The sequence below is a fragment of the Olivibacter domesticus genome, from assembly GCF_900109575.1.
GTDB lineage: Bacteria > Bacteroidota > Bacteroidia > Sphingobacteriales > Sphingobacteriaceae > Olivibacter > Olivibacter domesticus.
Window position 1 is genome coordinate 821,272 of record NZ_FOAF01000001.1, and the last position, 22,297, is coordinate 843,568.

The window sequence follows — 22,297 nt, forward strand, 5'->3', positions numbered from 1 at the left end:
GGCGAAATAAAAGTCATTCTTTTGCATTTCACTACAGTTACAGGGGAAACCTTTTTTTATCTTTTAATAGTTCAAACACTGTGGCAATATTAACATTCTTTACTTTCTCATTATCCATTAAAATTCCTAATTGCTGATCTTCAAATTGGGATTTAAATTGTCCCGGTGTAATATTTTCTACTCTTTTAAATGCCGCGATAAAACCGGATTTATCGGAAAATCCAACCTCGTCAGCTATGTCATCAATACTCCAGGTACCTGATTTTAATAAAAGTTTAGCCTTATCCATACAAGCTCTTCTTACAAACGAAGCAAAACTGAGGTGATGTACTTCGCTGAATCCCCTTTTTAAACTACTGATACTCATTCCATGTTTTCTTCCAAAGTACCTAATCCTACAGTTTTTAATGTGCGGATTTCTGCGGATCTCATCTGCTATTATGGTAAATTTTTCTTGCCTTGAATGTTCCATCTCTCAAAGTTTCATCCACTTCCGAATTTTCCAGGCATATTCCTAATAACATCCTCAAGCGCTACAAATTCTGCTTTGCCTGATATAATTAGATCCCAAGCTCTGTCAAACGACTTTATATCTTCCTTTTCTTCGTCGGCCATTAGTTCTGCATCTTCTGGAGAGACTACAGGTAACTTCACTAATTCCTCTTCTATATTACTTTTCAGTTTCATACGGGCGTCCGAGAACGTTTTAAATCTCTTTTTGCTTCTGGGCTCCTGAATGTATAAATGTATTACCCGTGTAACACCCTCTTGGAACTGAAATATATTTTCCCCAGGACTTACGCTGAAAAACCTGGCATTTTCCGCCCGAACCTTTATTTCAACACCTGGACGCACACCTACAACAAAATCGTTTATCAACGCTGTCATAAATGCGTAATGAATGCTATTTGGAATAATATGGATAGAGCAGGACCTTTCCAGCCTTGAAACAAAATTCCATACAGGCTTTTCTCCTGACCAGGTGGTCTGCAGCAGCAAACAGCCTAAAGCACCTTTCAATAGAATGGAGTTGCACCCTACTACCGCACCTGCTTGAATTATCGGTTCTGAAAGATATTTCAACCATTGTAGGTTAAACTGGAAACCAACTGTTTTTTCTTCAAAAGCTCTCCCCTCTTCCTGATTCCGGATGGCGAGCGCAAAAAGATGAACCACTTCATATTTGAAAGGACTATTGTCATCCATACTGCCCTGCAGCGTGTATTGATATAAAGAGTTTACGATTTGATGTATTTCATTACTTATACTTCCAGAGAAAGGGCTTCTCCCATCCATTTTTGATATGATCTGCTTCCGGTGTATTGACCAATAGTTGTACAGATATGGTTTTAACAGGTCCATAGCTGCTGAAGCAATATAAAGCTCTACAACAGTGTAATTACCTCTTGTAAATTTTATCTTCTCGCCATTGGTTTTCATGGCTACAACATGGTATTGCCCCTGTTCTAATTCAATGGTTCGTTTGGAGGATACATGGTAACGGTTGCTACCTTGGTATTGCACACGAAAGCAAACGGCTAATCTGTTCAATTTATATAGCAGCGTGACTTGCTCAGCCTCGATACTGTACGAACAAAAGCGCACTAAAACCCCATCTTTAGTAAGAACCTCTAGGCTGCTCATGTTCCATCCATCACCTTTTATTTCCTTTGAGATAATAAGCGGTTTCCCGCAAGTAAGTTCCTGGGGAAGAACGATGTCAAAATGGTGAGGGACCACATTTTGATCTGCAACAGTAACGTGCAATAACATTTTATCCCGGTCAGTATAATAATGATCCATAGGACACATTTCAAGGGAATTACAAATTTGTGTCTTAATAAAGTTAAGAGATTTGGGTGCTATACCTTCGCAGTAATTTAACTAATATGGATAAATTGAGGTAGATATCTGAATGACTCGAAGTATGCTCCTCCTAGAGGATATGTGTAGGTATTACTATTAGCAAAAAATCACATTCTTCCCTCAGCCACTTAATTTGCTAGTGCTTCGACTCTGCGCTCTGTTGGAATAATGGGCTGTGTGTCATCCATCTTCGCATCCGTACAAGTTGTAACCTCGTATTTAGGGGGTTACTTTCTTCTCGCATGCTTATGAAATAAAGAAGATATCGCGCGAACCAGCGATCAAACGTCGATACATCTCTACCGGTAAAAACAGCAGCAAGTTTTTTACGCCCATCTCCGCTGTAACTATAAAGATCTGCAATTCCTATAGAATGTTTATCAGCAAAATGGGGTAAATACTTCAAATAGTTTGGTGAAATGCAATCTTGAAGTCTCAACGTGTTTCCACCATTCCTATTCCTGCTTATCCTCCAATTACGATCTGCAGCATATTCATAGAACATGGTGAAAATAAAAACTGAAATAGGAAACCAAACACTCATTTCGCTAAACCTCCTTTTTAAGTCTTGTAGATAAGCTTTTCTGAACATAATAGTAAAGATTCAGTCATTAGTCTGTCAACAGGAACCTTTCAAACAATAAAATTCAGTTTAATAGATAAACAATCCAATGAATAGTAAGCCCGCCTTACACAGGGATCGGCATCAACCCCCGTAAAAAGGTAAGCCTCTCCCCGTGCGCTCTTAGACGGACGTTAAAATTATTATCATTGAGATGCCACCATTAGCTATAAAACGTGTAAAAATGAAAAGTGTACTATAATCCTAAAATATATTTGTTTTTTTAATGATTAGACAATGACAGGGAATCATTCAGCTAGTCAGTATGAATTTAGATGCTACTTTTGTTAACCCAAATCGGACTTTAATACCATACAATAAGAAATTTGCAAAATCGAAAAAATAGCTTTATTTCGCAACGCGTTACGTCCTATCAACCTATTTATTTTAAAATTCTTTTATTCCAACGTATTTGTGTTTCTAAATTTTCTACTATGGAAAATATATTACTGAAAAAAGGGATTAAGGTTGTAACCACCATGGATGATACCACCCGTTTGAGGTTTTTCTTTACCGATAAAATGTTAGCTACTAAAACTTTTATTGTTGTAGAAGACGATACGGTTTTAACAACACTTGATAGCGATTTCCTTTTTGAAGAGATTCCTGAAGAAGAGACCTCGGAAGGTGAGATGACAGGATTATCCCTGAAAGAATTCTTAGAAGACAGAAAGGAGGAAGAACCCGTTAAGGATGATTTGATAAATGAAATAAGTGTAACATTGATTACCGCTAATAGGTTATTTGCCAATGAATTTGCTCTTTACTACAATGGCCTTATAAATGACGTTAGACCGGTTGCTTTTCCCTTAGTTCTGTATCGGCTCATACTTGACGCCGTCGAGCTAATTGATAGCGCCGACCCTCTATCTCTTCAGGCTACATACAGTCAGATTTCGACTGGTTGCATGAATACTCAGATCGTTGGAGATCTCGATTCTAGGAAGCAAATACAGAAGCATGTAGAGGAGCGAATAGAAATGGCTTTAAACTTAATTAAGGAACAAAATCCCGATGTCGGGAAGGCAGATAGGTAATGCAACATAATTCTTGTGTCACCTGACAAAAAGTGTTTTTTTTGGAAAGCATCATAAAAAGAGCCGAAATAAGGTGGTTTCAGATTTACCTATTACCGTAAATAGACTAACTCACCTTTCAATAGCCATTCTAATGCTCATGTTTCATTGATTGTTCTATTAATTCAATCGCTTTGCCAGCTTCGGCATCCTGTCCATTCATGATGCCCTGTAAAGAAAAATTGACCGTGTAATCAGGTAATGTTCCTCTCCCTACATTAACTGTTGGCTTTACAGCTAGGTAATACGCCTGTAGAGGGACAGTCACTAAAAGGCCGGTATTTGATATCGGCTCTTCGGGTAACATACCACTGTTGTTGCCCTGATAGCCTCCCCCCGTTTCCTGGCCTATAAAAATAGATTTTCGGTTATGAGCTAATATGGCTGTTACATTTGCACAAGAGGACATGCAGAAGCCATTGATCAAAATATAGGATTTTCCTTTGTAATTATTTTTGGCATTCTTCACCACCGCAAATGTGTTCAGGTCCTTCACCCTTCCGTCCTGCCAATACCAAAGGCTGTCCTTTTGTACAGGCTTCTTATAGAAAATTCGATAAATGCCTTTTATTTGCTTCGCTATTTCTTTGGTTACCAACGTCTTGTCTCCGTAATGAAAGGACTGATCAAAAAAATGACTCGTGAAATAAACGGCGTTGGGGTCCGAACCGCCTGTATTATCGCGCAAGTCAACGACCAAGTGCTTAATCTTTTGCTCACCGAGCGCTGTAAAAGCTTGATCAATGAATTTCCTGAAATTTTGACCTGCCCTTTTAATGTCAGTCTTGGCAAAGGAGTGAATGGCGAGAAAACCGATATTGTTCTCGATCCGGAAATCTAAAACTTTTTCCCGCACAGGTTCTTTCAGAAACCAGTTACCCGCCAGTTCGGGAAATTTCCTCCCTTTTAAGGCAATCTTAAATATTTTGGAATTGCGCTTTACAACAAGATCAAAATGTTCAGTGACATTAATAGCGTTCCTATACCACAAAGGGAACTGCAGATACATCGCCCTATACTTTAAGCTCCTGTTAAATCCATCAGAAGGAATAACCGCTATTAATTGATTTATTATCTCCGGGATTGGACGTTCATTGATACTTAATAATTCATCGCCCTCCAAGAGATCAGTGTCCGCAGAAAGGTTTCGTACAATAAAAGCTCGGGCTCCGGCAACATATACCTGCAAGGGTAATAAATTGGGATAACTGTTCAATTCTTCCGACTGACTATCAGATAGTCTTAAATCGGTATGGAGGCATTTTGTTTTCGTGGTTATCATTTTGAGCTTACGGTATAGCTCAATCAGGGTAATAGAATCATTCACTGATTCTTTTATGGAGTCCGTAAACCTGGAAAACTCTTCTTTACTATTATATCTGTATATCCCAGGGTGGGATTTCTTTAGTTCCCCTACCAGGTCATCAATGAGCAGGAATGCAGAATCGATCGGATATTTTTTGCGGAGGGACTTAGGAAGTATTTCATCTGCAGAAGCACTGATGGTTAATGAGGTAAGCATAATGAGGGTTATAATCTTTTTCATGTTATAAAAATAACTCTTGTACTCAAAATATTTGTAGCTGAAATAGTTAAAATGAGTTAAATAATTCAGGCTTAATTATATACTGGACTTTTCGGATTGAAGAGAATTTCTTTGCAAATTTTCGTATCGCTGCCCTCATGTGGCACTGGTAGAAATATTTTCGAAGGGGTGGATCAGGGCATAGTCTCCTGAAAAAAACCATAAAATTGTAGATAAGCTTTTAACATCTCCTATGATAAAAGTATCTTTAGGGTAGAAATATTCTAATTGAAAAATGTGGCAAACAATGGACTAAAATTACCAAAAAACTTAAATAGAAAAAGAGCAATAGAAAATGGAAAAATCTGAGAAATTTTGGGACAGAAGCGCAAGTAGGTATGATAAGGAGGAAATGAAGGATAGAAATGTACGGATGAAGATCCTTGAAAAAATTGAAAAGTTCCTAGCAAAGCAGGACGCTGTTTTAGATTATGGATGCGCGACCGGAATAATTGCTGGTGAAATTGCCAGCTCTGTAAATTCAGTATTGGGCATTGATATATCCTCTAATATGATCCAAATAGCTCAGAGAAAATCTAGTGAGCACAAAATTCGGAATGTACGTTATCTGCAGGCTACAATATTTGACGCTGGTCTTACTGCGGGGAGCTTCGATTTAGTCCTCGGCATTTATTTGCTACATCTATTAGATGATATGCCCAGAGTACTGAGCAGAGTGCATGAGCTGTTAAAGCCCGGTGGGGTGTTCATTTCTGTAACACCATGCTTAAGTAAATATTCATTTACAGGAATAGCTTTGTCATTTGCTAACAAAATTGGATTAATTCCACATCTTAATTTGTTGAAGTTCGCTGAACTGGAAACGGAAATTAACAAAGCAGATTTTAAAATTATCGAAACTGAATGCATAAAAACAAGCGGCCAGCAACAATTTATTGCCTCTAGGAAATGAAGATATCCTCCCGGTGGACTTTTGTGTATATCAAATTCTAACTTTCTTCTGGGAATTTTTTTATTTTTCCTTTACCAGTAGTACAAATTAGTAAATGTACTGTATTAAATAGGAGACTCAACGTTAAAATTAAAATTATTAAAGCGGCAAAACGCTAACAGCCGAAACCCCAGAATATTTATCTCTTAACAATATTTAAACTTTTGTGCAACCATTTTTTTTAACCCGAAGTATAGATAGAAAAGGCAGGGCTGCTACTGGTGTAGTAGCCTCCGCTTTTTATGCTAGTTTTCTATTAATTTGGAGATAGCTATGGACAGAAAATGAAAGCGCTCAGTTCAGTAACTCTTTATCTTTCATAATCTTTCAAGGATAACCCGTCCTGTCTCTAATATTATCGCCTGGTCTGCCCATCTTTAGCATCATCCCCCACTCTCTGATTTCTACCACTTCGTCCTCCCCTGCACAATTGGCTCCCTGTTTAGTCTGAACTCTCCCTTTCTTTTTCACTAGCCTATAAATTCTTATCCGCAGAAAGTTTGATAGGCGCAATCTCCATATTTTTAATTTTAACATGTGTATGGTGGAATTTTGACGGTTAGCCGCCTGACACAAGGATCAGCTCAGACCCTCGCTTATAAAAGTCCGGCTTCTCCCTGTGTTGACTAGACGGGTTAATATACATCAATTGGGGCGAAGGCCCCCGGCAATTAAATCGCACAGGAGGGAAAAACGTACTAGTCACCTTTAGAATTTTTTCAATTTTAATAAAACTCTTTTGGGAAATCGATTGCTGCATAGTACGATTCGTCCGGTTATGCGTTATAGCAGTAGTCCTTACCTAAAGCATGGCAAGGTATATATAATCTTTTTAAGTAATTGAAATCCTCTATGAAGTCTGTACATCTTCTTTTATTGTGCCTACCAATCCTATGTTTTTCATGCACCCAAATTATCGGAACCAATACTTCCGATGCCAAGCTTATTTCAAAAGCAAAAGATTATGTTCTCGGGACTTTGTTCAAGGCGAATAATCCACATCCATTGAGGGAAAGCATTAATCTCACGGTATCAAACATTGATTGGGATAGTGCCGTGGTTCGAAATCTGGGTTTCGGCACCGTTGTCGCCGTGCCGGTCATCATACATACCAGTTGCAGAATGGCCCAAGAAAAACACCCATTTCTAAATGCAAAAAAAAATGCCCTTTTAGTCATTAAGGAAAATTATATAGGAAAAATGAAGGCTGAGCTGATGGTGGAAACATCAGAAAGTCCGTCTCTAACTGAAAAATCAAAAGGTAGCTTATTTTTTACTGACTCGTTTGGCAATATAAAAAGAGCCTATAACATTGGCGCCGACAATAACCTGGAGCCTTTAAGAGTAAATGATCTTTTGTCCTCTGCTTCACTTAGTCATTTACCCGATTACTATTCTGAATCTTACTCCTGGTAATAGCAATTTATAAATCCCTAAACAAAATCTTTATGAAACGTTTCCTACTATTTTTAACAATACTACTTCTCTTCCTTGCCTGCAGGAGCGCCAGAGAAATGAGCGGAAATAGCGATCTGGGTTGTACCTACCAACTGCAGCGCTTAAAAGCCACCTCATCGGATAGCGCCTTAATTTTCGGCAAAATATTACTACTAAAAGACCCTTCCGATACCGACAACTTTGAAAAAGTGGTCAGAATCGATGACCAGGTGTTCAAAACCAATATCTATGGCGTATACAGGATCAAGCTTGCCCCAGGAATTTACCATATTACGGGTGTTGCTATGTCATACAATCCTATGGAAATTCCCAATGTACACCTTCAACAAGGGGATAGTATAAAGATCAATTTTGCAATAACAGCAAACACGGAGCCCTTACACGATTGATCAGTCTTTACACTTATTCATAATATACAATGGCCGGATCTCAAAACAGGTCCGGCCTATTTTTCCAGGATACCAGCGACACTTCTTATTCTCTTATTAGGAAAGAGATAACGGTTTATTTTTTAACACGTTAAGCCTGTCAAATTCATTGGGAAACCTTATATTTAACCAGTTTAATGGAACAGCCAAATGTTTATCAAATATGTTCAATATTCCGTGGTTACAGGGCGCAGGACGGATTTCAAATTTGCCCGTAACCTTGGTCATGCCGATAATCTTGTACAGGAGTTGATCGCGGACGAGCTTCCCGGTAAAAAAATGCTGGAAATATCGTTGGTAGATGAAAAACAGACCCACACTCTTAAAATTTATGATCTCAATGATCTGCGTATCGTAAGAGATGAAAGTATCAAAAAGGCAAAAATTATCAGAAAAATGAAACGCGGCTATTAAAATCTATGACCACATTTTTTACCCCCGATCTCACTATACCTGGATGTCTATCTCCTACTTTTAATATGCCCATCGACTTTAGAAAGTAGAGCTATTACTTTTACTATTCTCGCGTTTATATCAGTCTCCTCCCCATCAATTTTGCCACTAGATTGATGCTCTTCAAGATAGCTCCTTAATTGACCAGGTGAAATACGATATATTCTTTTAAATGCTGCCATAAACCCTGCTTTGCTATTAGAAAATCCAAGTTCTCTGGATATTTCACTTATTTTCATATTGGTGGTCAATAACAGTTTTACCGCTTTTGTCATACACTGGTCCCTTACATACATAGCGAAGGTTACTCCATAGTATTCCTTAAATGAGCTTTGAATTGTAGCCTGACTGACACGATACTTCTTGCAGAAATATTTGATAGAACAGTTAATGATATGAGGATTTTTTTGGATTTCATCACGGATATAATAAATAGTAAAAATACTAGTCGAAGCCATGCCACGGGGATTTTCGGGATAAGAGAAATTGTTCTCCTAAATATATAAAATATGCCCGAACTTTTTTAAAGTCCGGGCAATTCAGTACTGCGGAAATTCAATACAAGCTAGGAGTAATCGTGCAAGCTACAACAGATGACTATTCTGTCCTACTTTGTTGATACTTAAGGTAAACCTGTAGAAATAATCCGACGATACCTATGACAAGCCCTATGATACTATTTATTGCCAGTCTGTCTATCAATATTTCAATGATAGCGGCTATTAATACGGTAGTGAAAAGTAAAAAATAAAGTCCATTTCTCATATATATGACGGTTTTAAGATTACTTGGCTATTATTCAATATGTTTAAGGGTTATTAGAATTGTTGCTTGGGGTAATCTATCCTTTAATATAATAGTATCCCAACTTATTCTGTAGTCTTCCAGTTTTGAATCGATGTAGAAAATTTTCATGGAATATTCTTTCCGAAGCGGATCATATACTGGAAAGCGAAATTCGGTGACTTTTAAACTTCCATCAGCTCCCACATTCCCCACGTCCACACCTAAATTCCATCCTTCCATCATTAACGGGATGGTAGACTTATTGCCTATCATTATTTTAATTGAATCGTTACGTTTTGCGCCTATAACATAAATATTTCCAATAAAGCCGGGGTATAGACTATCTGCAGCTGCCCCTGTCCTTTCATCTACCACGGAGACTACCTTGTATTTTTGGTTTCCGATAAGTCCGGTGATCCGGTCCTGTTCAGTTCCAAAATCTGGCGAACGGTATTCTGAAGTTACCATTGGATCTACACTTGCGGCAGTGGGTAGTTCAAATTTGCTACAGGCAGCTAGAAATGGGAGGAGTAAAATAAAATACTTCATGGTACAATTTAAGATGATACCATAATAACGAATGAAGTACCTAAAGGTACCATTTGATATCTTAATTTTTTGTCCTTTAGTATTGCTTATGCAGAGTGTATACACCTACCACTTCTTAATACGAAAGCCATAATACCTTCATGGCTGCAGGCATTATCATAACAGGTAGGAATAATAAAAATCAATCCTTACAGGAACTTCCAGAGTCCCCCAGGAACGATAATTACCTCAAAATCTTTACTTTTTTACATATAACAGCACATGCTAGGTATGCTTATTCAGCTGAGGTTCGGCTCTACGCTTTTCCCAGAATACTTACAACTCGGATCAAATTGGTGGGAAAAATCCCCTTCCCCACTGTCTTGATAACTAACTGAAATTTCTAGGAATTTACTTGGGGCTGAATTTCCATCTATAAGACGATCATATCTTTTAATCACCACAGCATCATACGGCATAAACTTATTGAATACTTTTAATACATTAGGTGATTGAAGGATATCATTAATTAAGAGATCGTTACCTTTTCTTTTTATAATAAAACATTCTTCAGATAGGTAGCCCATATCTTTCAGGGAATCTATTAGAAGATTGCACCTTCTTGATTGACTAAAAAAAAACAAGCGGAAAAAGTAAAACAGTTGTTTCATAACTAGATATTTTATGTTTACGTAATTTTTTAGATTGTGTACACTAATCCAAGCTGAGCCCCTAACCGCCAAAGATTAAATCTTTTGATCCTTTTATGTTAAACGTTTTTTTAATCTATTCAATCTGACATTTAGAAGCACCAGCCGTATATAATACAGGGATTATGGCAAAACGTACCATTCCCAAAAGAAATACTCTTTCAATTCAAAGCTAAATTTCCAGTTTAGATTTTGGAAGGAGATTGGTACTAATCTTGCTAGTGAATCATAACCCATTTACGAGCTATGATAAAATTGTTTACTTTGGCTTCCTCGATTAATCATCCATTGGCAACGGTAGATTTCATGAATAATACTGATCGTATTTTTGACTTTTTTATTCTTGACAAAGGTGAGGGCAAGTTTCTTGATTATACTACTCCAACAGCCATGGCACAAACGGGATATTCCAAAAGAAATATTCATAACTCAGATTATGTTAAAGCAACCATTGGTATCCCTATCTTTTCTGAACGATTTGTCGAAAGTATGGCGATTGAGTTGAAGGATGATTTACAGTTTTATAAATGTTTCATTAATTGCCAAGGTGAGCTCTTTACATTTTACCTGGGTAAGATCATTAAAAAAGCGGAAATAATCGATCTTGATAAGTCTGATTTTCGAAGTCTTACTGACGGTTCCAAACAGCTAGTCAGAGCTCGTTATAGCACTAAGCCATTAGATCAATTTCATATAGCCAGAGACTTCCATTATCAAACGAGAATTTATGTTTCAGATACTTTTGTTAAAATGATTCAATTCAAAGGATTGAGCATCGAATTTATACCTGCCTAATAAACCCTTATCTGTGAGATCTGGTATTAACCAGAGGGTTAGCCTATAATTTACACAGGGAGCCGGAGCCTGCAGAGGTTAGCAGGTTTCCTCTCATTTCATTCTCCTAAACAATTAATTGTCGAATCACTTGGTTGAAATTGATAATTTAAATCCCTAATTTCAGCGGAGTCAAAAATTAATAAAATGGATGGTTACATTAACTAGAAAAGAAGCCCTAGCGCTATTGTCCTTTCACTATCTGATTGGATTAAAAGAGGAAGAAAGGGAGCACGTATTATTGGATATGATAAGCGATTATGAAGAAAACCGAAGAGATACTCCGGAATATAATACTTATATTCTATCATATTATCACGAAGTAAATCTGGGCGTAAGGAACGAATACCTTGTCGAAGAAATTGTAAAGATAATCGGTGTTCAGGTGCAGATAGTGGGGCGAGAGGAAGAGTTAAACGGATGCCCGTGTTGTGGTTTTAAGACTTTGAAAACTCGGGGGGCTTATGAGATTTGCCGGTTATGCCATTGGGAAGACGACGGAAACAGAGGACAGGATGAATATAGCAGCGTCAATAGATCTACACTAACCAGTGCCCGAAAGTCATTTACAAATGAGCAGGATAAACATGAGGGAGACATACGCTTCCGCAAGTTTTTGGTCGACAAGTAGGATCACCGGTGAGCCGACGCGGTTGCCCGCTATACTATTATTTCGTGAGTAATTTGTTGTTGTCCTCTTGGCTGGCGACTTAGCATCGCAAAAGGGCTCCATATGGATAATTAAAATCATTAACTTTAGCAAGCTTGAATTAACACTCTATTAATTTCTATTTTGCCATGAAAAAATTCAAGTAAAGACGTAAAAAACCTATAACCTTTTATAATGGAACACAAAAATGATATCTTGATATCCCAATTGACGGTGAGGCTTTTTGATATTCAATCTGAGGAAGCTTGTGGTACAGGTGTAATTTATAAACCCTTAAACAATAAATATAGTATTTACATTTTCACCGCTGCTCATTGCTTGTTTAGGGAGCCAGAAACATTATCAGAGCCGATAACTAAAATCGGCATTGAGTTGTTTCAATCCAACACCAATAGCTATATCCGTATTGAACATTCCATAAACCATAGCCTAGTTAGTACCGATGTTGACAAGGATGTAGCCATTTTGATATTAAACAGAGATGAGATTGAGAAACAGCTTTCTACAATCCCAATTGTTCGCGTCACTAATACTAGGCAATCAGCCACGCAGTTCATTGTAAAAGGATTTCCTCTTGCAACGCAGGGTAAAGAACTAGATAGTATCAGCCCTACCTGGTCACAAGAAATGACAGGTGTCCGTAAGTTCCAGCTCAAATTGGATGCAGACTATGCTGATTGGGCAACCAAAGGTTTTTCCGGCAGTGGCATTTTCCTGCACACAAAGACAAATATCTATCTTTTTGGAATATTTGCGCGTATCAGGGTTGAGGGGGCCGGGAAAATTATTTATTGTCAATATATGGACACCATTAATGAATTACTCGAGATAAATTATTTACCACCAATATCCTTTTCATACCTGGCTGACCATGGTCTGTCTCCAGATTTTTTCACAAAACATATTGATCTTAAAATTGCCGACTTGGGGCCTCGCTTTAATCCCGATCTTAATTTTTCCCTTCCTATTGTACAGGAATTCCATACTATCACTCGGGATTCTCAGTTTAGGACCAAAACTACTAAGGTTATTGATACCTTTCTTTCGGCCCGCATCGATCTCTCGTCAAAAGAGGATAATGTCATACTAAAAGCTGAACAAGATTATATTGATTTTCAGAAGTGGGTTGAAGAATGGTACACTCTCCTGAAATGGGAACCAGAATGCAAAATAAACATTAAGCAATTGAATGACAAACTCGACTCCCTTAACACGGAGTTAGACACCATTCGGTTAGAGGTATATAAGAAACAAGGTGAACGACTACGAGAGATAAAGGAAAAAGGAGAAGAATACGATAAGTATCATCCACCATTTAGTGCCGCACTGAGCAGGTTAAACGACCTCTTTAAAAATTGCGATACTTTTTACACAGGACTTAATAGAATCGATTTCGACCTAACCAACAAGCCGATTTTTATAATCAAGGGAGAAGCAGGCTCAGGAAAATCACATTTACTTGGAGATATTGCGACAAGGTGGCAACATGATGGCAAACCAGTAATTCTCCTTCTCGGACAGCAATTTAAGAAGGAACAGTCTCTCTGGAATAACATTCTTTCCCAGCTAGACCTACATTGCACAAAAAATGAGTTTTTGGAATCATTGGAGAATATCGGCAAACAACTCAGCATGCGTGTACCCATGCTGATTGATGCATTGAATGAAGGTGGTGGAGCGGATGTTTGGTACCACCAGTTGGCCGGATTTGTAAAGGAAATTTCACAATATCCATATATTGCATTGGTACTGACCGTTAGAAGCACCTACTATAGTGCTATTATTCCTGAACAGATCCGTTCTGATCAAAGCATCAAAAAGTGGACACATCAAGGCTTCAAAGGAAATGAATATGCAGCACTTCGTTTGTTTTGTGAGCATTTTGGCCTTCAACAACCAAATTTTCCAATTCTTGCACCGGAATTTACGAACCCCCTCTTCTTACAATTGGTTTGTGCCGGAGTTAAAGAAAGCGGTCAGAAAGCTTTTCCTAAAGGCTTTCTGGGATTTTCTTCAATATTCGCACATTATCTCAAAGCGATAACAGCGAAGATCATTCCCAGGAGGCCTGAATACAAATATCGAACCAATTTTGTCAGTGATGCAATCTATAAAGTTGCAGAAAAGATCTTCTTACAGCCAGAAAACCGATATCTCCCCTTCAGTGAGGCAAATGACCTGTTCGATCAGGAATTTCCGAAGCTGCCTCACTTACTTGCAGATCTGATTGAAGAAAGTGTTTTTATCCAAAATATGTTCCGAGATTATAAAAGTCAAGAGGAGTATGATGGTTTATTCTTTGCATATGAAAGAATAGGTGATTATTATATGGCCAACGAACTTTTAAAGCCGTTTAAGAATATCGAAGATGTAATTCAGGCCTGTCAGGAAAAGCAAGTAATAGGACGTTTGGCGATGGAGTCCTACTGGCGAAACAATGGCATCCTCGAAGCACTGGCGGTACTTCTTCCTGAACAACACAATTTGGAGATCTTTGAGGCTTTTAACTGGTTATTTTCTAATAAGAAACGACGTGAAACGCATTTGGATGCGAATACACTCAATTCTATTCTGCTGGCTAGTTTTAAATGGCGTCGTCCAGAGTCGATTGAAAAAGAGAAAGTTGTAAAATGGCTTACAGGACCATTTTTTTTCTTTGAATATCACCAGGTTTTCAATACGTTCCTTGGAATCTCGACCTATCCAGGCAACCCTTTCAATGGTGACTATTTGCACGGCTTATTGTGGAACTATCCATTAGGTGAAAGGGATGCTCTTTGGCTTCAACATCTGTATTATTATACAGGACTTGACGATAATGGTGATCCGATGCCTATTGAACGCCTAATTGATTGGGCATGGCAAGAAAAAATATCATATGAAGTTGATCAAGAAACAGCAAGGCTGGCAGGTCAAACCTTAGCCTGGGTGCTTGCTTCTTCAGATAGGAATCTCCGTGACCGAACAACAAAGGCTATGGTTTGTCTACTTCAAGAACAACCACAAGCATTGATTTCCATATTAAAGGCGTTCGACAAAATTGATGATCTTTATATTGCAGAACGCCTGATGGCTGTAGCGATGGGTTGTGCGCTAAGAACTACTAAAAAGTCTTCATTATCCATAATTGCTAATTATGTGTATGACGAAATTTTTAACAAGCAAAATCCACCTGAACATATACTTTTGAGGGACTATGCCAGAAATATTGTTGAATATGCAGCCTACAGGAAAAGTGGCGATTCCTTTGATTTAAGAAAGGTACGTCCCCCATATAACAGCAAAATGCCCAATAAATTCCCAACCGAAACACAAATCAAAAAATTCCACAAGGCCGATCCTGTTAAAGGCACCGAGAAGGGTTATCAACGGGAATTCAACCAGATTCATTTTTCAGTCCTTAGCTGGGATTTTGGTCGATATATTGTTGATGCAGCTGTTGGTCATTTTGCACCTACAAGTTTTGTTATCGAAAATGAGATAAAAGCCTTTATCAAGAAGCTTTCGCCCTCATTGCGTAAAACTATTAAAGATTGGGAACGATTGACTGAACTAGAGAAAAGTCTTAAGGAGACGCCAACCAACCACCTGACAACAACCGGCAAAAAAATAAAAGCAGCTATAAAAATCTATTTAAAGACTAACAATTCAGCCTTAAAAGAAGGACTAAATGAGGAGCAATTTAAATATTTTAAGGAAACGGTAATACCGAACGTCAAGGCAAAAAATACTGGAACAACTGCAAATCTTCGTTCTTACCCTTCAGGTCCAATTAAAAGATGGATAGTGAGGCGTGCTCACGAGCTTGGTTACAAAGCTGATTTACATGGCTCCTATGATCGTCAAATCGATTCAAGAAGGCAATCAAGGTCATTCAAATTGGAACGAATTGGAAAAAAATACCAGTGGATTGCCTTCCATGAAATAATGGCCAAATTAACTGATAATTTTAAATTTGGCGATGGCTATGGTCAGGATAAAGAGTATAATTTTTATCAAGGACCTTGGGAAATGTATTTACGGGATATTGATCCGGTATTCATAACCAAAAATCCTGAGGAATCGGAAAATGAGGAAATCATATCATCACCACAACTGCCTAATGAATGGTGGCTTGATGTAAATTATCGCAATTGGGAAGAGGATGACCTTACCTGGTGCAGGAATGCAAATGATCTTCCAGATCCAGGCAAAATCATCCAATGTATGGATCATGCTGGAAATGAATGGCTATACCTTAGGCTTAATGTCAACTGGAAACCTCTTAAGTCTGTTGGCCAGGATAAATACAAATCCAGAAAGAAAGAAATCTGGTATCTGATACAGGGGTATCTAGTCACGCAGAAGGATAAAAAAAGAATCAGTAGTTGGCTATCGAAGAAATCCTTCAAAGGCCGCAATATACCCGAAAGCAGGTCACAGGTAAGTCTGTTTAACAGGGAACTTTATTGGTCCCCTATTTCTATTGCCTATAAGAAAGAATCCAGACTATGGATTGCCTGGGACGATAACGCTCCGGCAAAAAATAAGGTGATGGTTGCCACCGATCAAGCGCTTGGTGAAATAAGTGAGGATTCTTCCGGTGCCCATTTCTATTACGATATACCCTGTTCAACACTTTTCGAAGGGATGCACCTACAGTATGGTCAGAGGGATGGTGAGCTTATTGACAAAAACGGGAAGACCATAGTAAGCAACATAAATCCGCAAGGAACATTGATACGAAAAAATGAGCTCCTGGACTTCCTAGATAAAAATGACCTGGATATTGTCTGGATAATCCTGGGTGAAAAGCAGGTTTTTAATGCTTCTTTCTCCCGCCATGGAAACTATTTTGGAACAATAAGTGGTACCTACACTTACGAAAATGGTGGAGTTGAAGGAACATTTAAATTACTCGAAGATGAATAGTATGGAAATATTCTTTTATCAAGCGGGATGTGGCGATGCAGCAAGGATTCGGTACTTGGGGAATGATGGCAAATACCATAATATAATGATCGACTCGGGATATTCTCGTACTTATTCGGAAATTTTAACGGAGCAACTAAACGAAATAGAGCGAAAAAAGGAATGTATTGATGTTTGGATTATTTCCCATATACATGACGATCATATCGAAGGTGCGGTTGCATACATCAACAGTGTAAAGCGTGGTGAACGCAAAGACATCGTCGATACATGGTTTTACAACGCTCCTAGACAGCCAAAGCACAAAAACAGCAAAGGCAGAGACAACCTGATAAGCACACCAGCCAGCATTGATAATGGGGATAAATTAGCTGAATACCTCAATAGCATCGGAAAATTGAATACAACGGATATGACCACGGAATCGCCAAACATTAACCTGTATGGACTCTCATTAATAGTCCTCTCCCCAGATTCTCACAAATTGAGACGACTAAGAGAAAAATATCCACCTGGCTCCGGCAATAGACTGCAACGAATCGAAGATGAAATGACCAGTTTGGTTTCAGCAGCTAGGGGACATGATTATCATAAACCTCTGGAAGCCTTTGCACTAGACCAATGGATTGAAGACGATTCTGTCGAAAACGGAAGTAGCATCGCCTTTCTTATAAATTATAATGACAAAAACGTACTTTGGCTTGCTGATGCCCATCCCAGTTTGATCGTAGAAAGCTTAATAAAACTTGGATATAACAGAAAAAACAAACTGACCTGCGAATGGGTAAAGGTAACCCATCATGGCAGCAAGGGAAATAATAGCAATAAGTTATATGACATAGTAAACTGTTCCAATTATTTAATTAGTGCCAACGGAACTAACCGTCATTGCCTTCCTACCAAAGAGTGCTTGGCAAGGATTTTAAGAAATGAAAACAGACCCATGGAGACTGAATACAAATTGTACTTTACTTATGATGACACCATTCTGCGAAGAATTTTCGACGTTGACTCAACCATTGTATTTAAAAAATATAATTTCCACACTCTTTACCTAAATGGGCAGAAGTATCTAAAGACAACATTATAAAAATTTAACGTTATTAGGGGCTGTATAATATCTGGAATTTTTTTGCTGTTTAATAGGAGGCTGTCTTCTCTATAAAGAGGGCATTCATCGATGAACCACCCGTTTACCGTGCTGCCGCGCCACTCTATCGAACCAAAATACTGTCCATTTATTTCCATACGGAAATACAGCCGATCGGGCGAACCGTGTGATGGTTTACTGATCTTAACCGACTACCCATCGATTATGAATTCCAATTTGATCAATATAGGCATATGGACACAACATATCACGTACATAAAAGTTTATGAAAAATATACAACAGGCCTGCAGGCAAGCAATCTGCATCAGTGCTTTTAGCTTTATCTATGAATTATATACTAAAGGGAGGCCTTCCCCCCTTTAGTATAATAAGGTCTTTTATGAGGTCCGGCCAACAAATTTTTTTATAACCGGTTTTAGCTGATATGAGGGGACTGCCGATCCCTGACTTTTTTTCTCGCGGATTGCTTGTAGCTTTCGTTGAATCCCATCCTCAGTAAGGGATGTATCATAACAGCCATCCACCTGGAATAAATATCCAAAAGGCAAGGCTATATCGTAATTTTGTTGCCCTTTTGCGGCAGGAAATATTTCATGCCATGCGGCAGATTTGAGTACACCGATAGTTTTTGAAAAGGCATGCTGTAAAGTTGCCGGGCAACCGGAATCAAAAATAAGCGCATCGGATACCCGGGCATCTCTGACCTGTATAGTAACGATAGTAAATACTGATTTACAGGAAGAGTCTACATCGCGGGGGATAAATAGTTTTTTGGATATTTCTTTCAGTAATTTTTGTTCCTCGCTGCCTGTTTGTTGCTGTCCCAAAATTGAACAGCTGTAAAATACCATGCTAATAAAAAAAAGTAATACGCTCTTTTGCATATAATAATATTTAATTACAATGTGTTCCGGCACCGCCAGTCCTGTATTGACTGTTGGTATTTACTATTTGATTCGCTTTAGTAGGTGAGCTCCCCACCATTGACTGCCAGGATAGGGATTCGCGCAGTCCACCCCAGGCCAGAGCTTCAGCAGGGTCTGCAGTTATACCTGGGAAAGTTTCCATTAAGCCGTGCTGCATTTTACTGACGTAAAAGGCTGCCATCTCCATGTGTTGAAGGTAGTTCTGGTCCTTCAAAGGATTCCCCCTTACGTCCATATACGCGTGGACTACCTCATGCATAATGGTGGCCGCTATATATTCTTGGGCTGCGCCGGCCAGCACGTCGCTATTCAGTGCAATCTGAATGGTGTAGGAACCATCGGGGTTGCGCTGTGCTCTGGTATCGCCATCCAAATAATTCGGAAGGGGCTCATCATAAAACCGGACCAGGAACAGTTCACTGGTGCCGAACATGCCTGTGAGCACCTGGCTTATAAAATTGTTTAGCTGCCCGTTGTTAATCCTGCTTAGTACAGCAGAAAAACACGGATTAGAAAACTCATCGGTTACCTCTGAATCCGTTTGATCTCCGTTTTCATAATCTCCTTCCTGTGGAGAATCTATCGGTCCGCCGCCTCCGCCGCTGCCATTACCTCCCCCACCAACGGGATAAGAAGGCGGATTATAGGGTTCTTCCACTGGCACGTCAGGTCCGGGGTCCGGCTCTGTCGGCTCGGGATACACATCTACTGGTGGCAGGTTGTATCCGTCATCGTTATTGCCTGTCCACCCATCGGGAAGGCCTCCGTTATCGCCACCTCCGTCATCATTGCTCTCCTCGTTATCTATCCCGCCGGCCATCCTGGCGCCACTCGCCACTTTGGGAACCAGTCGGTATTTAACAGCTCCCTTCTCATAGCGCCACCCTTTCAGCAGCTCATTGCTAAGAGGTTCAAAATAATAAATATCCCCCGTAAAGTCACTGTTCTGGATATAATGGCGGATTCCGTGCGTCCCGCTTTCGGCCGTTATTTTGCCTGTCAGGTAAGTAGAATCGACCCGTACCTCAAGGATAGTGCTATGTACCTGCCCATCGGGCTGCAACTGGAATAGGATATCGCGGTAGCCAAACCGGATGGGATAGTTCTCTATCGCTACTTTTAAAATCCCGTTTTCGCCCTGGTTTGATAAAGAATAGCTTCTACCCCAGGAGGGCACGCCAATATAAGAACGGGCTCTTCTTTGGTTGCCCGCTGATTCCATTCGGTTTTCGAACCACTTTTTTGCCTGGTCGGCCGAAATTACCTGCTGTTGCCCGCCGGTCACCTCTTCGGGTTTTCTGATCTGGTCAGTTTTCCGGCAATAGGGGAATAGGCAAATACCTATCAGCAGTAGGAAAACAACTCGTTTGTTCATTGGTGAAAATTTGGATTAAGATAATTTGTAAACTTATGATTGGGTGTTGTACTTCAGAGCTGTTTTTGCACTAGGTGGTCATGTTTTGAGAACATTTTAGGGATAGATAATATTAAGATATAAATATAAACAGGCTTTTGGTAACAGGGGACATTAAAGGAAAATACCGGTATTTCCGGGGTGAAAACTGCGTAAACATGCGGTCGGGGTGTCTGCGGCGATGTAGGCCCAGCTGATTTTGTTCCTGTCTTATTGCCTATTATTACAGCTTTTCTGTTGCCGATAATTTAAACATATTTCTATCGGAAAAGGCTTTAACTATAACACTAAAGGAATTCCAAATATTAGCATCGTGGGGTACGGGCTCGACATTTTGATCCAGGGCGTTGTGGACTCGTGGGTTAATTTTTATATTTGGAAAAACTTAGACCCAATTTTCATGAAAACCACCGAAACCCTGGAAAAGCAGGTAGTTGAATTTCTTACATTACTCGCCATTCAGAAACGCGAGGAGATCAAAAATATCCAATCAATTATTGATCGGATTAGCCGAAAAGAAACCCAAGTTGGCAATAATGTTGATTCTACATTGTCGATCCTGAATATTATGCCTAAAGAACCTGAACGCAAATCAAAGAAAACGAAGCCAGTTTTGGGACCGATCAATAAATTCAATGAGCGGGATAAACTGGATAAAAAAATCGCCTATGCACTGACCAAGTTAGGAGCCGGTTTCAGACAGGATATTTTAGATGAAATACAACGGATGCAGCCCGATAGAGATCCCCATAAAGTAGAACACGCACTTGCTGTTAGACTTTCTTTTTTGTTAAAACATAATTTGATAGGCTATCGCAAAATCGGTAGGAGATATGAATATTGTCTAATCTGATTGAGCAATTCCGGGGTAAAACCAGTACTTGTGGGTGTTTTGGGGCATGTTTTTGGATAATGAGGGGACAACGAGTAGTATTCTGTGTTAGGTACTGTTGGTCTTGGGATACCCTTTGGTTTACTCAAAAACTAATTTGGTTTCCATATTGCTAATTTGGTATGCTTTGCTATTTGATCAAAGTCTGCGTCCAAATGAACCAACGTGAGTTTAAGCTCTATGGCATAATGAGCTATAAGACAGTCATTACTTTTACGGATAGTAGCGCCTTTTTTTCTCAACGTGCGAAATAATTGAGCAGCAGCGATGGCCGCAGGAACATGGGGTAATTGCAGAACAGTAAAATATGATAGGGATTCTTTTATCTTTTGATATTTTGAATCATCACGGATACCCTGTAGAATCTCTTGCAAGATTGTAGGCGTAAGAAATACTGGCTGATCCTCTTCTACGTTTTTTTTCAGCAGCTCCGCTGTCGCATTATTTTTCCTATTCAGGAAATCGATCCATACTGAGGTATCAAATAGTAACTGTTGGCTCATATTTTACGCATCTGCTTCAGGTCGCCGTTCCAGGTATCTTCCTCTCGAAGTGTCAGTATCTGTTTTCTTTTTAATGCAGCAATAAAACTTTTGAGAGCCTCATTCACAACATCCTTCTTGGTTTTTAGCTTGCTGATCTTCAGTGCCTCTGATACCAAGCGATCATCTAATTCAATATTGGTACGCATGTCAGTTATTATATGTGTAAAAATAATGAATTTTATACACATGGCAAAATGGTTCAGTAATAGATATAAGGTCCCACGTAAAAATTACGTATCAACAGGTGTTAACTGATTTATAAACAGGTTTTAATCCAGACAAAGCCTGAGACACAAATAGGGAACAAATAAGGAACAAAGGAAATCCCTATCAAACAATTTTCCTTTTAAATCGCTCATTATTTTTTACTATTTTCTCAACAATGTTTAAAACCATCATAAGGGGTTCAAAGAATTTCTCGCCCTCTGTACATAAGGTCTCAGTGAAAACTGAGACTTTTTTCGTTATATCGGGGATTAGAACAGAGGGGTCAGCCGGGTTCGAACAATTTCTCGGCAGGTTGAGTGCG

The 22,297-nt window shown here is 39.1% G+C and carries 23 protein-coding genes; 10 read left to right on the top strand and 13 right to left on the bottom strand.

Going from position 1 to position 22,297, the window contains the following annotated elements; translation table 11 throughout:
- Nucleotides 1-37: 37 nt before the first annotated feature.
- The 3 genes from BMY50_RS03440 to BMY50_RS03450 form a co-directional block, all read right to left on the bottom strand.
- Nucleotides 38-472 (bottom strand): helix-turn-helix domain-containing protein, encoded by a 435-nt coding sequence (locus tag BMY50_RS03440; RefSeq protein ID WP_093318376.1) that lies wholly within the window; start codon nt 470-472, stop codon nt 38-40.
- An 11-nt stretch (nt 473-483) separates the two neighbouring features.
- Entirely contained in the window at nt 484-1,803 is a 1,320-nt protein-coding gene (locus tag BMY50_RS03445) for a hypothetical protein (protein ID WP_093318398.1), read from the bottom strand.
- A 199-nt stretch (nt 1,804-2,002) separates the two neighbouring features.
- Nucleotides 2,003-2,458 (bottom strand): hypothetical protein, encoded by a 456-nt coding sequence (locus tag BMY50_RS03450; protein ID WP_093318408.1) that lies wholly within the window; start codon nt 2,456-2,458, stop codon nt 2,003-2,005.
- Between the two features lie 464 nt (nt 2,459-2,922).
- On the opposite strand from BMY50_RS03450, the gene BMY50_RS03455 reads away from it, so the two are divergent.
- A complete protein-coding gene (locus BMY50_RS03455) occupies nt 2,923-3,525 on the top strand; it encodes a hypothetical protein (protein ID WP_093318411.1) in 603 nt (200 codons plus the stop codon).
- A gap of 130 nt (nt 3,526-3,655) precedes the next feature.
- On the opposite strand, the gene BMY50_RS03460 is transcribed toward BMY50_RS03455, so the two are convergent.
- Complete coding sequence (locus tag BMY50_RS03460; RefSeq protein WP_093318414.1) at nt 3,656-5,110, bottom strand: S41 family peptidase; 1,455 nt, start codon at nt 5,108-5,110, stop codon at nt 3,656-3,658.
- Nucleotides 5,111-5,444: 334 nt separating this feature from the next.
- Here BMY50_RS03460 and BMY50_RS03465 point away from each other — a divergent pair, with 334 nt between their 5' ends.
- Nucleotides 5,445-6,062 carry a class I SAM-dependent methyltransferase gene (locus BMY50_RS03465; protein WP_093318416.1) on the top strand — a complete coding sequence of 206 codons (618 nt, stop codon included), beginning with the start codon at nt 5,445-5,447 and terminating at the stop codon, nt 6,060-6,062.
- Nucleotides 6,063-6,428: 366 nt separating this feature from the next.
- Here the strand turns inward: BMY50_RS03465 and BMY50_RS28090 are convergent, their stop codons facing one another.
- Nucleotides 6,429-6,638 carry a hypothetical protein gene (locus BMY50_RS28090; protein ID WP_093318417.1) on the bottom strand — a complete coding sequence of 70 codons (210 nt, stop codon included), beginning with the start codon at nt 6,636-6,638 and terminating at the stop codon, nt 6,429-6,431.
- A 315-nt stretch (nt 6,639-6,953) separates the two neighbouring features.
- On the opposite strand from BMY50_RS28090, the gene BMY50_RS03475 reads away from it, so the two are divergent.
- From BMY50_RS03475 to BMY50_RS03485, 3 genes are all read left to right on the top strand, one after another.
- Nucleotides 6,954-7,517 carry a hypothetical protein gene (locus BMY50_RS03475; RefSeq protein ID WP_093318418.1) on the top strand — a complete coding sequence of 188 codons (564 nt, stop codon included), beginning with the start codon at nt 6,954-6,956 and terminating at the stop codon, nt 7,515-7,517.
- A 32-nt stretch (nt 7,518-7,549) separates the two neighbouring features.
- On the top strand, nt 7,550-7,948 hold the full coding sequence (locus BMY50_RS03480; RefSeq protein WP_139202194.1) for a hypothetical protein: 399 nt from the start codon (nt 7,550-7,552) through the stop codon (nt 7,946-7,948).
- A gap of 189 nt (nt 7,949-8,137) precedes the next feature.
- Nucleotides 8,138-8,401, top strand: coding sequence for a hypothetical protein (locus tag BMY50_RS03485; RefSeq protein WP_093318420.1), 264 nt, complete (start codon nt 8,138-8,140; stop codon nt 8,399-8,401).
- Between the two features lie 47 nt (nt 8,402-8,448).
- Here BMY50_RS03485 and BMY50_RS03490 read toward each other — a convergent pair whose 3' ends face one another.
- The 4 genes from BMY50_RS03490 to BMY50_RS03500 form a co-directional block, all read right to left on the bottom strand.
- Nucleotides 8,449-8,898 (bottom strand): helix-turn-helix transcriptional regulator, encoded by a 450-nt coding sequence (locus BMY50_RS03490; protein WP_093318421.1) that lies wholly within the window; start codon nt 8,896-8,898, stop codon nt 8,449-8,451.
- A gap of 139 nt (nt 8,899-9,037) precedes the next feature.
- The gene (locus BMY50_RS28095; protein ID WP_162276528.1) at nt 9,038-9,205 is read right to left on the bottom strand and encodes a hypothetical protein; all 168 of its coding nucleotides are present in this window, start codon (nt 9,203-9,205) and stop codon (nt 9,038-9,040) included.
- 30 nt (nt 9,206-9,235) lie between these two features.
- Nucleotides 9,236-9,775 carry a hypothetical protein gene (locus BMY50_RS03495; protein ID WP_093318422.1) on the bottom strand — a complete coding sequence of 180 codons (540 nt, stop codon included), beginning with the start codon at nt 9,773-9,775 and terminating at the stop codon, nt 9,236-9,238.
- 278 nt (nt 9,776-10,053) lie between these two features.
- Nucleotides 10,054-10,425: a hypothetical protein gene (locus tag BMY50_RS03500; RefSeq protein ID WP_139202195.1), complete on the bottom strand. Its 372-nt coding sequence runs from the start codon at nt 10,423-10,425 to the stop codon at nt 10,054-10,056.
- 285 nt (nt 10,426-10,710) lie between these two features.
- Between BMY50_RS03500 and BMY50_RS03505 the strand changes: the two genes are divergently transcribed.
- The 4 genes from BMY50_RS03505 (at nt 10,711) to BMY50_RS03520 (ending at nt 17,969) form a co-directional block, all read left to right on the top strand.
- Nucleotides 10,711-11,259 (top strand): imm11 family protein, encoded by a 549-nt coding sequence (locus BMY50_RS03505; protein WP_093318424.1) that lies wholly within the window; start codon nt 10,711-10,713, stop codon nt 11,257-11,259.
- Nucleotides 11,260-11,449: 190 nt separating this feature from the next.
- The gene (locus tag BMY50_RS03510) at nt 11,450-11,929 is read left to right on the top strand and encodes a CPCC family cysteine-rich protein (RefSeq protein ID WP_093318425.1); all 480 of its coding nucleotides are present in this window, start codon (nt 11,450-11,452) and stop codon (nt 11,927-11,929) included.
- A 213-nt stretch (nt 11,930-12,142) separates the two neighbouring features.
- The gene (gene avs2, locus BMY50_RS03515) at nt 12,143-16,879 is read left to right on the top strand and encodes an AVAST type 2 anti-phage system protein Avs2 (RefSeq protein WP_093318426.1); all 4,737 of its coding nucleotides are present in this window, start codon (nt 12,143-12,145) and stop codon (nt 16,877-16,879) included.
- Nucleotides 16,872-17,969, top strand: coding sequence for an MBL fold metallo-hydrolase (locus tag BMY50_RS03520; RefSeq protein ID WP_093318427.1), 1,098 nt, complete (start codon nt 16,872-16,874; stop codon nt 17,967-17,969). The genes avs2 and BMY50_RS03520 overlap by 8 nt, the downstream gene beginning before the upstream one ends.
- A gap of 399 nt (nt 17,970-18,368) precedes the next feature.
- On the opposite strand, the gene BMY50_RS03525 is transcribed toward BMY50_RS03520, so the two are convergent.
- Together BMY50_RS03525 and BMY50_RS03530 are read right to left on the bottom strand one after the other, a co-directional pair.
- The gene (locus BMY50_RS03525) at nt 18,369-18,875 is read right to left on the bottom strand and encodes a hypothetical protein (RefSeq protein WP_093318431.1); all 507 of its coding nucleotides are present in this window, start codon (nt 18,873-18,875) and stop codon (nt 18,369-18,371) included.
- Between the two features lie 10 nt (nt 18,876-18,885).
- On the bottom strand, nt 18,886-20,292 hold the full coding sequence (locus BMY50_RS03530) for a hypothetical protein (protein WP_093318432.1): 1,407 nt from the start codon (nt 20,290-20,292) through the stop codon (nt 18,886-18,888).
- Between the two features lie 439 nt (nt 20,293-20,731).
- On the opposite strand from BMY50_RS03530, the gene BMY50_RS03535 reads away from it, so the two are divergent.
- Entirely contained in the window at nt 20,732-21,184 is a 453-nt protein-coding gene (locus BMY50_RS03535; protein ID WP_093318433.1) for a hypothetical protein, read from the top strand.
- A gap of 131 nt (nt 21,185-21,315) precedes the next feature.
- Here the strand turns inward: BMY50_RS03535 and vapC are convergent, their stop codons facing one another.
- Together vapC and BMY50_RS03545 are read right to left on the bottom strand one after the other, a co-directional pair.
- Complete coding sequence (gene vapC / locus BMY50_RS03540) at nt 21,316-21,726, bottom strand: type II toxin-antitoxin system VapC family toxin (RefSeq protein WP_093318434.1); 411 nt, start codon at nt 21,724-21,726, stop codon at nt 21,316-21,318.
- On the bottom strand, nt 21,723-21,914 hold the full coding sequence (locus BMY50_RS03545; protein ID WP_093318435.1) for a type II toxin-antitoxin system VapB family antitoxin: 192 nt from the start codon (nt 21,912-21,914) through the stop codon (nt 21,723-21,725). The genes vapC and BMY50_RS03545 overlap by 4 nt, the downstream gene beginning before the upstream one ends.
- Between the last annotated feature and the right edge of the window lie 383 nt (nt 21,915-22,297).

What these genes read in the sequence shown, in the direction of transcription:
- BMY50_RS03475 (WP_093318418.1), top strand. Translation starts at nt 6,954, where the DNA reads ATGAAGTCTGTACATCTTCTTTTATTGTGCCTACCAATCCTATGTTTT.
- BMY50_RS03535 (WP_093318433.1), top strand. Translation starts at nt 20,732, where the DNA reads ATGAAAACCACCGAAACCCTGGAAAAGCAGGTAGTTGAATTTCTTACA.
- BMY50_RS03545 (WP_093318435.1), bottom strand. Translation starts at nt 21,914, where the DNA reads ATGCGTACCAATATTGAATTAGATGATCGCTTGGTATCAGAGGCACTG.
- BMY50_RS03445 (WP_093318398.1), bottom strand. Translation starts at nt 1,803, where the DNA reads ATGGATCATTATTATACTGACCGGGATAAAATGTTATTGCACGTTACT.
- BMY50_RS28090 (WP_093318417.1), bottom strand. Translation starts at nt 6,638, where the DNA reads ATGTTAAAATTAAAAATATGGAGATTGCGCCTATCAAACTTTCTGCGG.
- BMY50_RS03465 (WP_093318416.1), top strand. Translation starts at nt 5,445, where the DNA reads ATGGAAAAATCTGAGAAATTTTGGGACAGAAGCGCAAGTAGGTATGAT.
- BMY50_RS28095 (WP_162276528.1), bottom strand. Translation starts at nt 9,205, where the DNA reads ATGAGAAATGGACTTTATTTTTTACTTTTCACTACCGTATTAATAGCC.
- BMY50_RS03460 (WP_093318414.1), bottom strand. Translation starts at nt 5,110, where the DNA reads ATGAAAAAGATTATAACCCTCATTATGCTTACCTCATTAACCATCAGT.
- BMY50_RS03450 (WP_093318408.1), bottom strand. Translation starts at nt 2,458, where the DNA reads ATGTTCAGAAAAGCTTATCTACAAGACTTAAAAAGGAGGTTTAGCGAA.
- BMY50_RS03440 (WP_093318376.1), bottom strand. Translation starts at nt 472, where the DNA reads ATGGAACATTCAAGGCAAGAAAAATTTACCATAATAGCAGATGAGATC.
- BMY50_RS03530 (WP_093318432.1), bottom strand. Translation starts at nt 20,292, where the DNA reads ATGAACAAACGAGTTGTTTTCCTACTGCTGATAGGTATTTGCCTATTC.
- BMY50_RS03455 (WP_093318411.1), top strand. Translation starts at nt 2,923, where the DNA reads ATGGAAAATATATTACTGAAAAAAGGGATTAAGGTTGTAACCACCATG.
- BMY50_RS03505 (WP_093318424.1), top strand. Translation starts at nt 10,711, where the DNA reads ATGATAAAATTGTTTACTTTGGCTTCCTCGATTAATCATCCATTGGCA.
- BMY50_RS03510 (WP_093318425.1), top strand. Translation starts at nt 11,450, where the DNA reads ATGGTTACATTAACTAGAAAAGAAGCCCTAGCGCTATTGTCCTTTCAC.
- BMY50_RS03485 (WP_093318420.1), top strand. Translation starts at nt 8,138, where the DNA reads ATGTTTATCAAATATGTTCAATATTCCGTGGTTACAGGGCGCAGGACG.
- BMY50_RS03490 (WP_093318421.1), bottom strand. Translation starts at nt 8,898, where the DNA reads ATGGCTTCGACTAGTATTTTTACTATTTATTATATCCGTGATGAAATC.
- BMY50_RS03500 (WP_139202195.1), bottom strand. Translation starts at nt 10,425, where the DNA reads ATGAAACAACTGTTTTACTTTTTCCGCTTGTTTTTTTTTAGTCAATCA.
- BMY50_RS03480 (WP_139202194.1), top strand. Translation starts at nt 7,550, where the DNA reads ATGAAACGTTTCCTACTATTTTTAACAATACTACTTCTCTTCCTTGCC.
- vapC (WP_093318434.1), bottom strand. Translation starts at nt 21,726, where the DNA reads ATGAGCCAACAGTTACTATTTGATACCTCAGTATGGATCGATTTCCTG.
- BMY50_RS03520 (WP_093318427.1), top strand. Translation starts at nt 16,872, where the DNA reads ATGAATAGTATGGAAATATTCTTTTATCAAGCGGGATGTGGCGATGCA.
- BMY50_RS03525 (WP_093318431.1), bottom strand. Translation starts at nt 18,875, where the DNA reads ATGCAAAAGAGCGTATTACTTTTTTTTATTAGCATGGTATTTTACAGC.
- BMY50_RS03495 (WP_093318422.1), bottom strand. Translation starts at nt 9,775, where the DNA reads ATGAAGTATTTTATTTTACTCCTCCCATTTCTAGCTGCCTGTAGCAAA.
- avs2 (WP_093318426.1), top strand. Translation starts at nt 12,143, where the DNA reads ATGGAACACAAAAATGATATCTTGATATCCCAATTGACGGTGAGGCTT.